This is a genomic window from Desulfovibrio sp. SGI.169 (genome assembly GCF_050313595.1).
Classification (GTDB): Bacteria; Desulfobacterota; Desulfovibrionia; order Desulfovibrionales; family Desulfovibrionaceae; genus Desulfovibrio.
In genome coordinates, this window is record NZ_JBNPLS010000007.1 from 55,519 (window position 1) to 69,071 (window position 13,553).

The window sequence follows — 13,553 nt, forward strand, 5'->3', positions numbered from 1 at the left end:
AAAACACAAAGGAGCGGATATGAGCGCTGCATGCCCGCAGGAGGTGCGGGATTTTCTGGACAACTGGCGGGCCGACCCTCTGAACGCGCGTCAGGCATTCACGGCCTACAGGGACTTTCTCGCGAATCTGCCCGGCGTGAGCCTGAATTTCAAGGCCCGGCCGGGCGTCAGCTATTCCCTGCGGGCCCGGCATGAGGCGCAGCGACAACGCGAACTTTTCGCGCTTGTGGATGTGGTGGACGATGAGCCTGAAAGCCGCTGGCTGTCTGTCTGCTTTTACGCCGATATGATTACGGACCCGGAAGAACTGGGCGACTATGTGCCGGAAGGGCTGATGGGCGAGGACGCCTGTTGCTTCAACCTGGATAAGGACGACGCGACCATGCGCGACTATATCGCCGCGCGTCTGGCCGAAGCCGCCAAAAGCGCCGCCGCGTGAGCTCCGCGGGCATCCCGGCCACATCCTGTTGCGTGGCCATAGATTTTGAAACATCCGGTTATGCGGCCCACTGCGCCTGCGCCGTGGGGCTTGCGCGCATTGAGGGCGGTCGCGTTGCGGACTGTTTTTACAGCCTGTTGCGGCCGCCCTCCACACGGGTGATGTTTACGGAAATTCACGGTCTGACCTGGCCCATGCTCAAGGATGCGCCCACGTTCGCCGAGGCATGGCCGGAGGCGGTCGCTTTTTTGCGCGGCGCGCGTTTTCTGCTGGCGCACAACGCCTCTTTTGACCGTCGCGTGCTGACGGCCTGCTGCCGGGCCGCCGGACAGCCCGCGCCGAATACGCCCTTTCTCTGCACCCTGAAGGGCGCGCGGCGCAGCCTGCCTCTGCCGTCCAAGAAACTTGATCAGCTTTGCAAATATTTCAACATCGCCCTGGATCACCACAATGCCGCGTCTGACGCGCAAGCCTGCGCTCAGGTTTATCTGCGTCTGCGCGCCCTGGGCGTTACGGACGCCCAGATGCGCCTCTGAACCCGGCAAAATTCCGTCTCTGCCGCTTCTTATGCCGCTGGCTTATTTCCCGCAGAATGAATCTTGACTTTTGACAGAGTCAAAGTTCAAAGGCGCGCGCTACCGGCGCCTGCACGTCAACAGGCGGCCCCGCGTCTCGCGGCGTCTGCCGGCGTTCTCCGCCGGCAGGGCGTTTCAAGCTGAAACGCTTTATGGGCCGTTCCGGCCCAGGCTCTGGTTTTGCGTGCAGCCGACGAAAGCCTGACGCCATGCCTGTTCCGCTTTGTTTTCCGAAAGCGCGCTACGCCAAATGCTTGGCGCCGCCTCCGTTTTTATCATATAATATGTTTGATTCATTATAATAGTTTATTCTGGAACGCTCTTTGCTTGTCCTGGGCATGCATTTCTCTCGGGAATGCGGGAGGCGTTATGAAGAGTTTGTTCAACAGCCAGATTGGTCTTGTCGGTCGGGTCATGGACATGCAGCTTCAGCGGCAGAACGTGATCACCAGCAACCTGGCCAACGTGGAAACCCCCAATTACAAACCGCGCGAACTTGCTTTTGAAAAAGAGCTGCAAAGCGCGCTGGGGCTTGACATGCGGGGCCGCATGAGCATCACCAGCGAGGGGCACATGCCCGCGGCGTTCAATCCGGACAATTTCGGCCCCGAGTGGTCCAAACAGTTCAAACCTCGTCAGATTCACGGCGAAGATCGCGTCAATCTGGACAAGGAAATGGCCAAGCACGCTAAAAATCAGTTGCAATATACGGCCCTGACCCAGGTTATGAGCAAGACGTTCGAGGGCATATCCACCGTCATTGCGGACGGCAAACAGGTTTAGCCGGGAGATCGTCATGGATTTTCTGACAGCGCTTGATATCGGAGCTTCCGGGCTCACGGCGGATCGCACCCGCATCAATACCATCGCCATGAACCTGGCCAACGCCAAGACAACGCGCACGCCGCTGGGCGGCCCCTATCGTCGGCGCACGGTGGTTCAGGCCGCCACGGATGTGGATGATCCCTTTTCCGTGCACATGCGCTCGGCTTTGGACCGTGAGCTCAAGGGGGTGCGCGTTATGGCCGTGACAATGGACAAACGCCCGCTCAAACAGGTTTATGAGCCGGGGCATCCCGACGCCAATGCCGAGGGCTATGTTTCATATCCAGATATCAATGTGGTGGAGGAGATGGCCAACCTGATGAGCGCCCAGCGCAACTATGAGGCCAACGTCACCACGGTGGAAGCCATCAAGGGCATGTACAACAAGGCTCTTGAAATAGGCAAACCATAGTTTTCGCAGGCAGCAAGGAGTAGGTTATGAGCGTTCAGGCACTGGGCTTGCGGGCTTACAGCGACGCGTTGCGGCATTTCAACAAGGTGGACAGCTCTCTCAAGCAGGGCATGCCCGTGGGCAAGCAGACGCTGTTTTCCCGCACTCTGGATCAGAGTCTGCTGCGCGACAGTGTGGACAAGGGGGAAACCTTCGGCGCGCAGGCCGACTTCATTCGCTATCCGGATCAGCAGCATACCCCTGTTGTGCCGGACAACAGCTTTACCAGTACGGTCACAAATTCCCTGAACAAGGTCAATGAGCTGCAAAACGCCAAGGCCCAGGCCATTGACGATTTCGCATCCGGGCGCACGCAGAACGTGCACGAGCTGATGATCACCATGCAGAAGTCCAGCCTGGCCATGAAACTGACCAGCGCCGTGCGCGGCAAGGTGCTGGAGGCGTATAAAGAAATTTCCAAAATGCAATTCTAAATGAACGCTTCACCGGCTAGCGTCCGGGTTCAAGGCATTAATATAAAAGATGCCAATGGCGGCGCAAAAGGCGAAAAGGAATACGCGCCGCATCGTTCACAGCGCATGGCAATTTCGGGCCAGCCCTTGAGCCCGCCAAACATGATTTCTCTTTCGCGTCGCTGTTCATGAAGCTCATTGTCATGGGCCGCCGGCTCTTTCCGGCCGCGCCGGCCCGGAATATTTTTTGAATTCTGGCAAGTTCACGCTTGAAGCATGCCTTGCTGGCCGCGCAAGCGCAATTTGTGCAACTCAGTTCCTTGGGACGGAGCATATATGGAGCGACAACGTACAATATTGCGGAGTATTCTGGACGCGGCTCTGAAGGCGGTGGCTCCAGATGAAGCTATTTTGCGTCATATGCACCTTGACGGAGCGGGCGGCCTCACGCTTGTGGCGGACGGTCGCGGCCAGAATCTGGCCGGCCGTCGGGTGCGGGTGCTGGGGGCGGGCAAGGGCGTCGCGCCCATGGCTCTTGCTCTGGAGGATATGCTGGGGCAACGCATTGATGAAGGCTTTATCGTTGTCAAGTACGATCACGGCTTGCCTCTGAAGCGAATACGGCAGGCCGAGGCCGGGCATCCCGTGCCGGACGAGTCCGGCGTGCGGGCCGCCGCGCGCATGCTGGACATGGCCCGAACCTGCACGGAACAGGACTTGCTGATCTGCCTGCTCACGGGCGGGGCCAGCGCCCTGACGCCGGCTCCCGCTCCGGGTCTGAATCTCGCTGACCTGCAGCGAACCACCCAGCTTTTGCTGGACTGCGGGGCCGCCATTCACGAACTCAACGCCGTGCGCAAGCACCTGTCGGCCTTCAGCGGCGGGCAACTGGCCCGCGCCGCCGGCGGCGCATCCGTGCTCAGCGTCATTGTATCCGATGTGGTCGGCGACCCGCTGGATGTCATTGCCTCCGGGCCCACAGCGCCGGATGCCTCCAGCTTTGCCGACTGCCATGAAATACTCGCTCGTTTTGGCCTTGAAAACAGGTTGCCTGTGGCCGTGCGGGAATATCTGCGCGCCGGTCTGGCCGGGCGCGTGCCGGAAACGCCCAAGCCGGGCGATGCTCTTTTCAGCCGGGTGCGGAACATACTGGCGGCCACCAACCGCCAGGCTCTGGATGCCGCCGCGCGCGCCGCCGAGGCTTGCGGTTATGTTCCCTGCGTGCTGACCGACAGAATGACGGGCGAGGCCCGGCAAAAAGCCGTGGAGCTGACGCGCGAAGCCCGGCGTCGCAGCAAGCTTCTGGGGCCGGACGACATGGGTTTCTGCCTGCTGGCCGGTGGGGAAACCACTGTGACCATCCAGGGCAGGGGCAGGGGGGGACGCAATCAGGAGATGGCCCTGGCGGCCGCCCTGGAACTGGAAGATCAGCCATGCGTTTGCGCTCTTTTCGCGGGAACGGACGGTACGGACGGCCCCACCGGCGCGGCGGGCGGCTTCGCCTTCAGCGACAGTGTGACCAGGATGGGGGGACGTGAGGCCGCCAGAAGCCTGCTGGACGAAAACGACAGCAATGCGGCGCTGACGCTGAGCGGCGATCTGCTGATAACCGGGCCTACTCGCACCAATGTTATGGATTTGGCGGTGCTTTTGGTGGAGCGGCCCTAGAGTCAGGCCACATTAATGGGCTGTTGGTCAGGCGAGCGGAAAAATCTCCCTTTTTGCCGACAGGCAAAACCCACGTGGATTTTGGAACCCGCAAAACGAGAAAAGGGAACCTGAATTTTCAGGCTCCCTTCGGGGTAATCTCATAACTGGTCGGGATGAAAGGATTTGAACCTTCGACCCCTTGAACCCCATTCAAGTGCGCTCCCAGACTGCGCTACATCCCGACGCGAGAGATAACTACGCGGCATAGGCGTTTCTGTCAAGAATTTTTCCGTCTTTTTAATCTTCGCGCCACAGCGTCAGGGCCACCAGCGGCGGCAGATAGAGGCTGACATCCTGTTCATAGCGATTTGGCAGCGGTTTGGTGAAGTGCGCCAGCGGCGGGCGCGTCACGCTCAGATTGCCGTGCCCCGCAAAGCGTTTTTCATCGGAAGAGAGCAGTTCCACATATTTGCCCGGCGTCACGGCAAAGGTCAGCTCTTGCCTGGCCTCCAGTTCGTGGAAGTTGAAGGCAAAGAGCAGTCGCCCCCGTTCAAAGGCCAGCAGGCGCTGTTCCTCATGGATGTAGCGGAACAGCGGGGCCTGTTGGAAGTCTGCCTCGTGCGCGGCCACCAGATCGCGCAGCAGGGCCTTGTCCCAGGCGGCCAGGCCGGCATATTTGAGATCGGGCCGATCCGCCAGGTGCCACTGGCGATGGGCGTGGGCCTCGGCGTCCAGCCATTCCGGGTGCCCGAACTCATTGCCCATGAAGTTGAGATAGCCCGCATCCGCGGCGCTCAGGGTGATCAGCCGCATCAGACGGTAAAAGGCCAGACCGCGCGAGACATTCCAGTTTTCTCTGTCCACAGACATATAATGGTACATGTCGTCGCCCATCAGCCGCCAGATCATGGCGTCGTCGCCGTTGATGCACTGGTCGTGACATTCCACATAGCTGATGGTGCGGTCATAGGGCCGGTGGTTGGTCATCTCGTGCCACAGGCTGCCCATGTCGCGCGGGGCCTTGACGCATTTTCCCCAGTAATCGGGAATGCCCATGGCAAAACGATAGTCAAAGCCAAGACCGCCTTCATGCGGCGGGCAGGTCAGGCCGGGCATGCCGGAAAATTCTTCGGCAATGGTCATGGCCCGGGGCCGCAGCTCGTGGCTCAGGGCGTTCGCCAGGCAGAGGTAGAGTTCACCATTCTCATCCGCGCGAGGTTCACCATTTTTGCCGTAAAAGCAGCGCCCCACATGCGAAAAATCATCGTCCACGCCGTGATCAAGGTAGAGCATGTTGCCCACCGCGTCAAAGCGGAAGCCGTCCACACGAAATTCCTCCAGCCAGTAGCGGCAGTTGGAGAGCAGAAAGCGACGCGTCATTTCCTGGCTGTAATCAAAAGAGGGCGTACCCCACTGATTGAACTTTTCGCTGAAAAAGTAACGGCTGCCGTCGTAACAGGCCAGGCCCTGTTCGGTATTGGCGCAGGCGTGGCCGTGGGTTATGTCAAGAATCACGGACAGGCCCAGGCCGTGGGCGGCGTCCACCAGCGCCTTGAACTGATCCGGCGTGCCGTAGCGCGAACTGGGCGCGAAATAGCTGCTGACCTGATAGCCGAAAGAGCGGTACAGGGGATGCTCCAGAATGCCCATGAGCTGCACGGCGGTGTAGCCATTCGCCTTGATTCTGGGCAGGATGGAGCGGCTGAATTCGGCGTAGCTGCCCACGCTTTCGCCATGATGGCTCAGGGATGACTGCGCCATGCCCACATGAGCTTCATAAATGCGGGGGAAGATCGACGCGCCGGGACGTCGATGGCAAAAGCGATAAGGCTGCGCGGGGGCCCAGAGCCGCGCGCACCACTGGGTGGGCACGGTTTTGTCCTGTTCCACCCACTGGGCAAAGGCGGGAACACGGCGCAACGGCGGCGCGTCCAGGCGGCATTCTTTCTGCGCCAAAGCATCCGGCTTCGCGGGAAGCTGTACGCGCAGTTCCACATAGTCGCCGTGCGCCAGGGCATCCGGCGGCAGAATCAGTTCAAAGATGCCGTCTTCCTTGCGCTGGAAGCGGTGGCTGGCATGGCGCTGGAAATTCAGCTTGTCCGTGGTCAGCCAGACGGCGCCGGCCTGGGGCATGTATTCGCGCCAGCGCCAGCGGTACACGCCTCTGGCGTTTTTGACGCGGTGCGGCCCCAGACTGGCATGCAAATTGGCATAGGCGCGCAACGAGCCGTATTGCGCGGTGATGCGCCTCATTTCCTCCTCAAAGCGGCGGCTGCGGCGCAGCAGAAAATTCCGATACGGTTCCAGGGATGGATCTTCCAGCGGATTTCGAGGCGGGCAAAAGGGCATGGCGGCCTCACAGGATGTCTGTCTGCGTTGTTCAGCCCGACAGCGGCGGGGCTCAGGCGCGGCATGCTTTCCCGGCCGGCGGTTCAGAATGGAGCGAACGCCGGCCGGGCGGGGCCATGTCAGTCGTGTTTACGCCATTCCTTGCCGGAAAGCGTGGCCAGACACTGGATCAGCGCTTGCGTGCCCTGACGGCCGTGGCCCTGGGCCTGCATCATGCGGTAAAATTCTTCCGCCAGAGTCACGCCCGGCAGCACCAGACGCAGGCGGCGGCATTCCTCCAGACAGAGGCCCAGGTCTTTGATGAAATGATCAATAAAGAAGCCGGGGGCGTAGTCGGTCTTGAGCAGGCGGCGGCCCAAAGTGCCCATGGCCGTGCTTCCCGCCGCGCCGGGTACGACCAGCTCCAGCCATTGGGCCACATCCAGGCCCGCCTCCTGCGCGAAAAGCAGCGATTCGCACACGCTGAACATAACCCCGGCCACAGCCGCCTGATTGGCAAGCTTGGCCTGCTGGCCGGAACCGGCCGGGCCGCAGTGCAGCAGACGTTGCCCCATTTTGGCGAAGCAGGGCTCGGCGCGTTCAAAGGCCGCTTTGTCGCCGCCCACAAAAATGGAAAGCCGGGCTTCCCGCGCGCCCACATCGCCGCCGGTCACAGGCGCGTCCAGCGCGGCGCAGCCCCGGGCGGCCGCCGCTTCGGCGATGCGCCGGGCCAGAGCGGGGCTGGAGGTAGTCATGTCGCAGACGATGCCGCCCCCGGCCAGCCCGCGCAAGGCGCCGTTTTCGCCCAGCATGACTTCCTCCACGTCACTGGGAAAGCCCACTATGGAAAAGACGATATCAGATGCGGCGGCCACGGCGCGCGGGCTGTCTGCCCATTGCGCGCCCCGGGCTATCAGGGCGTCGGCCTTGGCCCTGGTGCGGCTGTAGACGGTCAGCGGCCAGCCCGCCGTCAACAGATGCCCGGCCATGGACGAACCCATGACGCCGGTTCCGATCCAGCCGATACGCAGTTTTTCCGCCATTATCAGACTCCTTTGCTACTGGAAGCGACGTTCCAGAATTTCCTTTTGCATGGTCTCTCGCGGCAACGGCTTGTTTTTGCGCAACAAATCCACATGGCGACGGAACAGAGCCAAGTTGCGACGCATGTTTTCGTTGAAGGGGTCATGACCGCTGAAATCCTTGCCCAGCGATTCCTCGGCGGCGGTCAGGGCCTCCCGCGCGAGCAGCGTGCCGTCATCCACCTTGCTGCGGTAAAAGCTCAGGGATTTGTCCAGGCTGGTATCCAGCATGGCAATGCCTCTGCGGGCAGTATCCATGATCTGGCGCAGTTTTTCAAGGCTTTGACCCCCGGTGGTTTTACTGTCGCGCTCCATGCTCTGCAACTGGCTTTGCAGGCTGTTGCGGCGGCTGGCGTAATTGCGGATGGTTTCGATCATGTAAACGCCGGTGCGCAGCAGGGACTGGGCCTCCAGCTGTTTTTGACGCTCCAGCATGATATTGTTGTCTTTGATGGTGTCGCGCAGCTTTTGCAGATTGCTTTTAACCGCCGGATCACGGGCCATGACCAGCATGCGATCCAGTTCTTCCAGGGGGTTGCGGGCGGCCTGCATGTGGGGGGTCATGCTTTCTCCGGCCCTGTTCCATTCCGACAGCAATGCTTCAGGGCGGTCGCCTCCGGGCGTGTTGATGCCTGAAATCACCGGTCTGAAGCCCAGATCACGGGCATGGGCCGGGCCTTCGACCAGGAAGAAAGGCGTTTCCTCGCGGCGACCGGGCAGAATTTCCGCATCGCCGGAAAGAAAGGATCCGCCCTTGCGCACAAAGCCGCCGGCGGAACCGTGCAGGCGCCCGGCCAGAGAAAAGCGAAAGCTGTCCAGCACCATTTCAGCCGCATTGCCGGCCGTGTCATACAGCCCCAGAGGGTTCGGCTTGCGTGAGCCGATACGGGCCGCGTTTTCAGGGATGCGGGCCGCGCCCTCGGGGCGGTACACGGCATAGTCGGCTTTGCTTGCCCCTTGCGGCATGGCGAAGAAATCTTCCTGCAACAACTGCTGGCTGCCCGCGGTCTGACCGCCGCGCGCGGCATATTCCCATTCCGTTTCAGTGGGCAGGCGTACAAAACCCACGTTGCGACTGTCGCCGGCGAAACGCGGCAGGGCGTCAGGCGCGTTTTTCAGCAGCCAGTCCGTATAGCGGCGGGTAAAGTCCACGGCGTCGTACCAGCTCACGTCGGTTACGGGCCGGGCGGCCTCAACCGCAAGGCTCTGGCTGTCCGGGCAGGATGCGTCCATGACGGCCCGCCACTGCAGGTTGGTGACCTCATATTTGGCTATAAGATAATAATAATTGCGTCCTTGCGGCGCCGCCTTGCGCCAGGCGGCGGGCAGGTCGGCCAGGGTGAAGGGGCCGGACAGGGCCGCGTTATAGCGCCGGTCGTAGAACGCCCGCTCTGCATTGGCGCTGTCGTCCAGACCGGGACGCACGGGCATGTCCCAGAGAAAGCCCCTGGCCGGCACCGCCACCAGCTTGAAGACCATGCTCAGGTTACAGGGCATGGGCAGCGTGATATCATCGTCAGCGGGCCGGGGATTGCAGGCGTCGGCGGGGGTGGCGCTGTCCTTGCGGGCCAGGGCCGCGTCAGCGGGCTGAAGGCCGCAAAAAAACAGACCCAGCGCCAGAGCGCACAGGCTGAACAGGCAAAGGCCGGGCTTCGGCTCAGACATCGCGGATTACCTCCGAAGGTTCCACGCGCGCGGCGCGCAGGGCGGGCCCCAGGGCGGCCAGCAGGGAAAGGCAGGCCACCAGGGCGAAAGACAGCAGAAAATGACCGGGCAACAGGCGGCAAACCTGCTCCATGCCGCTGAGGCTGGCGGAAAAAAGACGGTTGATGGTCGCAGCGGCCACGGCGTAAACGGCGGCAGCCGCGACTGTGCCCAAGAGGGCGGTGAGCAGGGCCTGAACCAGGGGAAAGAGCATCAGAGCGCCAGTGGCAAAGCCCGCAAGTCGCAATAAACCGAGAATACGTTCCTTGCGTTTGACCCCGGCCAGCACGCTGCTGGCGGTGGAGGCCAGAAAGCCGGCGGCGGCCGCGGCGCAGATCAGCCCAAAGATGAGATTCAGGGCGCGAGCCAGCTCGGCGACCTGCTCAATTTCAGCGGCATGGGTATAGACATCCAGATGTTGACTGGCGAACCCCTGGCGCAGCGTGTCAACCGCATCCAGATCGCGCGCGTACAGGCGGAAGCCGGGATAGACGCGCGGGCCTTCGGGCCGGGGGTCTCCGCTCCATTCGCCGGTTCGACCGTTCAGCGCGTCCATTTCAGGCACGGCGCGTCCGTCGCGGTAGTCTTCAGTCGCTTCCAGCAGGGGCAGGGGAACATAGGCCACATCCTTTTGCTGGGCGGCCAGGGGAAGAACGGCGACCACCCGCAGGCGCACACGGGCGTTCTGCGCCTGCCCCTGATAGCGGCGTTCCACCCGTCCCAGCAGTGTTTCACCCTGGCGCGCGCCCAGTTTTTCTGCGGCTGTGGCGGAAAGAACCACGCCGATGGGCGAAGGAGGCGGCGCGGCGCTTTCATTCGCGTTATTCATCCCGCCCGCCGTGCCAGCCGCATCAGGAGCGGGCATGGCGGGCGCCGCCGCGTGATGGCGGGCCAGCAGGGGATCGCCCGGAGCCGTTGGCTCCAGAGAGGCCACCAGGGTCTTTCGCGTTGCTCCCTCGCCGTTGCTGAGGTTCATGGTGGCGGCAATGGAGCGGGTGCGCGGCAATACAAAGCTTACGTTTGGATGTGCGGCCAGCCGGGCCAGATAGTCGTCTGTATAACGTCCGCTGGTCACGGGCGAGATTTCCAGATTGCGCGGGTCTTCGCGCAGGCGATCCGTGAGCGTCTGCACCACGCCGAATTTGACCCCGTAGAGCACCAGCAGGGGCGTGAGCACGGCGGCCAGCCCCAGCACGGCGCAGGCCGAAAGCAGCCCTTCATGGGCGTAGTCTCTGAAAGCCAGAAGGCAGGCGCGCGCCATGAGCCGCATACGTTCAATCCTCCACAACGGTGTGACGCACGTCGGCAAAAACGCCGTCCGTTTCTGATTTCACCATAAAGCGGATCAGACTGAAACCGGCGTCTGCGGCCATATCCGGCGCATGCGTGACCATGATCATGGTTACGCCCAGTTCACGCGCCAGCTCTGCAAACAAATGCAGTGCATTGCGGGCGTGCCAGGGATCCAGGGCCGCGGTGGGCTCGTCGGCCAGAACAACGCCGGGGCCGTGCGCCAGGGCGCGGGCAATGGCCACCCGCTGACGTTCGCCCACGGAAAGCGTGGCCGGATATTGCTTGAGCAGATGTCCGATGCCCAGGCGCGCAACCAAAGCATCCACGGCTTCCCGGCGCTGTTCGGCAATGCCCAGGCTGCGGCAGTGCAGCAGGATATTCTCTCTGGCGGACAGAAAGGGCAGCAGGCCGCCGGTTTGCAGGACATAGCCCAGATGGCGCAGACGCAGAGAAGCCAGGGCGTCCATTCCGCCGCGCCGCCAGGCGGCCAGCACATCCTCGCGTTGTTCGGGCGTGGGCGCAAAGAAGAAGCGGGCTGCGGATTCGCGCCCGTTCGCCCCCTGAATATCGGGTTTCAGCGCGCAGGCCAGCAGGTCAAGAGCCGTGCTTTTACCGCAGCCGCTGGGGCCGGTCAGGGCAAGCAACTGACCGCGCCGCGCGTCAAAGGCCCCAAGGCGCAGGCGAAAGCCATCCCGCCCGGGGCGGCTTTTGCCCACGCCGCGCAGGGAAAAGACCAGATCGCCGGTGCTTTTCATCGCAGCCATGTTTGCTGTCCGGCGGCTACGGCAGCATGCTCAGGGGCACGCGGTAGACCCAGTCGCCGGCGTTGGACTGGCCGAAGCTTTCCCAGTTGGCGCGGTCCCGGTCGTATTCCTCATACCGGGCCAGTCGCGACTTGAGCCGGTTGATGAAGGCCGTCTGCTCGCCGATGCTCATGCGGTACCAGTCCTCCTCGCGCAGCAGCATGATGTCGCTTTTATAGGGCAGACCGTCCAGAAACTCGGAGAGTATGCCCAGCTCTGCCAGATTTTTGCCCTGAGTGGGCAGACTGGGATCGCGCGCCATGCGCGCGGAGGCCGAGAGAATGCCTTGAAAGAAATCGCGCGAGTCGGTCTTTTTGGTGCGCTCGGCATTGTCGATGATGGCCTTGAGCTGCGCGCTGAGATCGTTGAGCTGATTTTTGGTCAGCAGCACGGCCACTTCCACGCTGGGGCTTTGCTCATGTCTGGCGAGCCGCTTGAGATCCATATCCGCAATCCAGGAGTTGACCACGCTTGGGGCCTGGTTTTCGCGCGTCCGGCCCAGGTATTCCAGTTGCATGGCATAGCCCAGGGTTGCGGCCAGTTGGGCCGCCCGCTGTTCGGGCGTGGCCCGCTGCGGCGTTTCATCCCTGGGGCGGGTCATGATTCTGCCGCTGGCCGTATTTTTGACCATATCCACCATGCCGTCGGCCAGAGTTTTGGTCACAGCCGCGAACTGGCGCGCGCCTTCCGCCGGGGTGGGCGCGGAAACCGCCAGATAATTGGAACGATTGCCGGAAAGCCTGCTCAGGGCGCGATAGCTCTGCTCGGCATAGCCGTGATTTCTGCTCCCGCCGGGGCTTTTGACATGCAGTGCCGTGATCCAGATGCCCTTTTGCCGTGCGAAGTCATTGAGCTCGTTGACGCCCATTCTGACAGATGCGTATTTGTCGTCGCCGCTCAGAGGGCCCGCGTCGGTGATCAGGAGGATCAGACGCGAAGAGTATTCGCTCCAGTTCAATTCTTCCACTGCCTTGTACACGCCAGCCAGAGAGTCCTCGTTAAAGTCGTGGCTGGAAACCGTGGCTTCGCGCACTTGGGCCAGTTCTTCTTCAAGGTTTTTGCGATTTTCGGCCGTGGCGAAATCGCTGATCACTCTGGAGACATATTCCAGGCCCTGTGTGGCTGTGGTGCTGCTGCGGAAGGCCACCACGGCGAAGCCCACGTTATCGGCCATTTTGTCTCGCTCGATCTTGTCGTAGACCTGCCGAACCACGTTGAGGCTCTGTTCAATATAGGGCTTCATGGAAATGGAGGTGTCGATAACTATGGCGATGCCGGTTTTGGGCAGGCCGTTTCGGGGCTGAGCGTTTTTGCTTTTCGCATAGTCGCCCGGGTCAATGGAGGCCACGCGCAGAAACTTCACCCCGTCAAAAGTGTCCCGCATGGCCAGGATGGGCATGAGATAAAAGCGCTTTTCAGACACCGCCCCATCGCCTGGTTCACTGGCGATGACGGGAAATGTCGAAGGCGCATCCGCGGTTGCGCCGTTTCTGGCGGGTTTGGCGGATGCGCTTGCCGTCTTGAGCAGGGCATCCAGCTGTTTTTCCATGTCCTCAGCGGAGCAGAGGGCGTTGAGAGCCTGTTCCGTTTTGAAAAAGAGAACAGGATCGCGCCCTGTGCGCGGGGTGAACAGCAGCGTCAGAGACTGGTTCCAGTCCGTGGCGTGGGCCGCTTCCAGCCAGCCCGCGGGCTGGCTGGCGGAAGGCCCCACCCGCAGCCAGTCGCCCTGTCGGGCATAGACGTAGAGCACGGTAAAGGGAACCACCGCTTTTTGCAGCACTGTGGCGTCGGCTCTGGGTTCGGCCCGCAGACTGGCCCCCGGATGGCTGACCACCCGTTGGAAAAGACTTTTTTTGCCCTGCTGGAGCAACGGACCGGAGGAATATCCCGGCACGGAAGCCGGTTCGGCCTGGGCAGCGGCGGCGGCCAGGCACAAACACAGGGTAGCAAACAGGGGCAGGCACAAACGGACGCTCAGATGCATTTTTTT

The 13,553-nt window shown here is 61.9% G+C and carries 12 protein-coding genes and 1 tRNA gene; 6 read left to right on the forward strand and 7 right to left on the reverse strand.

Features of this window, described 5'->3' with window-relative positions; genetic code table 11:
• The first annotated feature begins 19 nt into the window (after positions 1-19).
• From ACQRA4_RS05475 to ACQRA4_RS05500, 6 genes are all read left to right on the forward strand, one after another.
• On the forward strand, positions 20-439 hold the full coding sequence (locus tag ACQRA4_RS05475) for a hypothetical protein (protein ID WP_427822083.1): 420 nt from the start codon (positions 20-22) through the stop codon (positions 437-439).
• Entirely contained in the window at positions 436-975 is a 540-nt protein-coding gene (locus ACQRA4_RS05480; protein WP_427822084.1) for a 3'-5' exonuclease, read from the forward strand. The genes ACQRA4_RS05475 and ACQRA4_RS05480 overlap by 4 nt, the downstream gene beginning before the upstream one ends.
• Before the next feature lie 408 nt (positions 976-1,383).
• Positions 1,384-1,797 (forward strand): flagellar basal body rod protein FlgB, encoded by a 414-nt coding sequence (gene flgB / locus ACQRA4_RS05485; RefSeq protein ID WP_427822085.1) that lies wholly within the window; start codon positions 1,384-1,386, stop codon positions 1,795-1,797.
• Positions 1,798-1,810: 13 nt separating this feature from the next.
• On the forward strand, positions 1,811-2,251 hold the full coding sequence (gene flgC / locus ACQRA4_RS05490; RefSeq protein ID WP_427822086.1) for a flagellar basal body rod protein FlgC: 441 nt from the start codon (positions 1,811-1,813) through the stop codon (positions 2,249-2,251).
• A 26-nt stretch (positions 2,252-2,277) separates the two neighbouring features.
• A complete protein-coding gene (gene fliE / locus ACQRA4_RS05495; RefSeq protein WP_427822087.1) occupies positions 2,278-2,724 on the forward strand; it encodes a flagellar hook-basal body complex protein FliE in 447 nt (148 codons plus the stop codon).
• A gap of 315 nt (positions 2,725-3,039) precedes the next feature.
• Positions 3,040-4,371 carry a glycerate kinase type-2 family protein gene (locus tag ACQRA4_RS05500; protein ID WP_427822088.1) on the forward strand — a complete coding sequence of 444 codons (1,332 nt, stop codon included), beginning with the start codon at positions 3,040-3,042 and terminating at the stop codon, positions 4,369-4,371.
• A gap of 147 nt (positions 4,372-4,518) precedes the next feature.
• Here the strand turns inward: ACQRA4_RS05500 and ACQRA4_RS05505 are convergent.
• The 7 genes from ACQRA4_RS05505 to ACQRA4_RS05535 form a co-directional block, all read right to left on the reverse strand.
• Positions 4,519-4,595, reverse strand: a tRNA-Pro gene (locus ACQRA4_RS05505).
• A 55-nt stretch (positions 4,596-4,650) separates the two neighbouring features.
• The gene (locus ACQRA4_RS05510; RefSeq protein WP_427822089.1) at positions 4,651-6,606 is read right to left on the reverse strand and encodes an alpha-amylase family glycosyl hydrolase; all 1,956 of its coding nucleotides are present in this window, start codon (positions 6,604-6,606) and stop codon (positions 4,651-4,653) included.
• Between the two features lie 215 nt (positions 6,607-6,821).
• On the reverse strand, positions 6,822-7,724 hold the full coding sequence (locus ACQRA4_RS05515) for an NAD(P)-dependent oxidoreductase (protein WP_427822090.1): 903 nt from the start codon (positions 7,722-7,724) through the stop codon (positions 6,822-6,824).
• Positions 7,725-7,739: 15 nt separating this feature from the next.
• The gene (locus ACQRA4_RS05520; RefSeq protein WP_427822091.1) at positions 7,740-9,428 is read right to left on the reverse strand and encodes an SUMF1/EgtB/PvdO family nonheme iron enzyme; all 1,689 of its coding nucleotides are present in this window, start codon (positions 9,426-9,428) and stop codon (positions 7,740-7,742) included.
• Positions 9,421-10,737, reverse strand: a complete 1,317-nt coding sequence (locus tag ACQRA4_RS05525; RefSeq protein WP_427822092.1) for an ABC transporter permease — start codon at positions 10,735-10,737, stop codon at positions 9,421-9,423. Before ACQRA4_RS05525 ends, ACQRA4_RS05520 begins: the two co-directional genes overlap by 8 nt.
• A 4-nt stretch (positions 10,738-10,741) precedes the next feature.
• On the reverse strand, positions 10,742-11,524 hold the full coding sequence (locus tag ACQRA4_RS05530) for an ABC transporter ATP-binding protein (protein WP_427822093.1): 783 nt from the start codon (positions 11,522-11,524) through the stop codon (positions 10,742-10,744).
• A 16-nt stretch (positions 11,525-11,540) separates the two neighbouring features.
• Entirely contained in the window at positions 11,541-13,547 is a 2,007-nt protein-coding gene (locus tag ACQRA4_RS05535; protein ID WP_427822094.1) for a vWA domain-containing protein, read from the reverse strand.
• Positions 13,548-13,553: the final 6 nt, after the last annotated feature.

Coding starts and splice junctions, on each gene's coding strand:
- ACQRA4_RS05525 (WP_427822092.1), bottom strand. CDS start 10,737: ATGCGGCTCATGGCGCGCGCCTGCCTTCTGGCTTTCAGAGACTACGCC.
- flgB (WP_427822085.1), top strand. CDS start 1,384: ATGAAGAGTTTGTTCAACAGCCAGATTGGTCTTGTCGGTCGGGTCATG.
- ACQRA4_RS05520 (WP_427822091.1), bottom strand. CDS start 9,428: ATGTCTGAGCCGAAGCCCGGCCTTTGCCTGTTCAGCCTGTGCGCTCTG.
- ACQRA4_RS05475 (WP_427822083.1), top strand. CDS start 20: ATGAGCGCTGCATGCCCGCAGGAGGTGCGGGATTTTCTGGACAACTGG.
- fliE (WP_427822087.1), top strand. CDS start 2,278: ATGAGCGTTCAGGCACTGGGCTTGCGGGCTTACAGCGACGCGTTGCGG.
- ACQRA4_RS05510 (WP_427822089.1), bottom strand. CDS start 6,606: ATGAGGCGCATCACCGCGCAATACGGCTCGTTGCGCGCCTATGCCAAT.
- ACQRA4_RS05500 (WP_427822088.1), top strand. CDS start 3,040: ATGGAGCGACAACGTACAATATTGCGGAGTATTCTGGACGCGGCTCTG.
- flgC (WP_427822086.1), top strand. CDS start 1,811: ATGGATTTTCTGACAGCGCTTGATATCGGAGCTTCCGGGCTCACGGCG.
- ACQRA4_RS05530 (WP_427822093.1), bottom strand. CDS start 11,524: ATGGCTGCGATGAAAAGCACCGGCGATCTGGTCTTTTCCCTGCGCGGC.
- ACQRA4_RS05515 (WP_427822090.1), bottom strand. CDS start 7,724: ATGGCGGAAAAACTGCGTATCGGCTGGATCGGAACCGGCGTCATGGGT.
- ACQRA4_RS05535 (WP_427822094.1), bottom strand. CDS start 13,547: ATGCATCTGAGCGTCCGTTTGTGCCTGCCCCTGTTTGCTACCCTGTGT.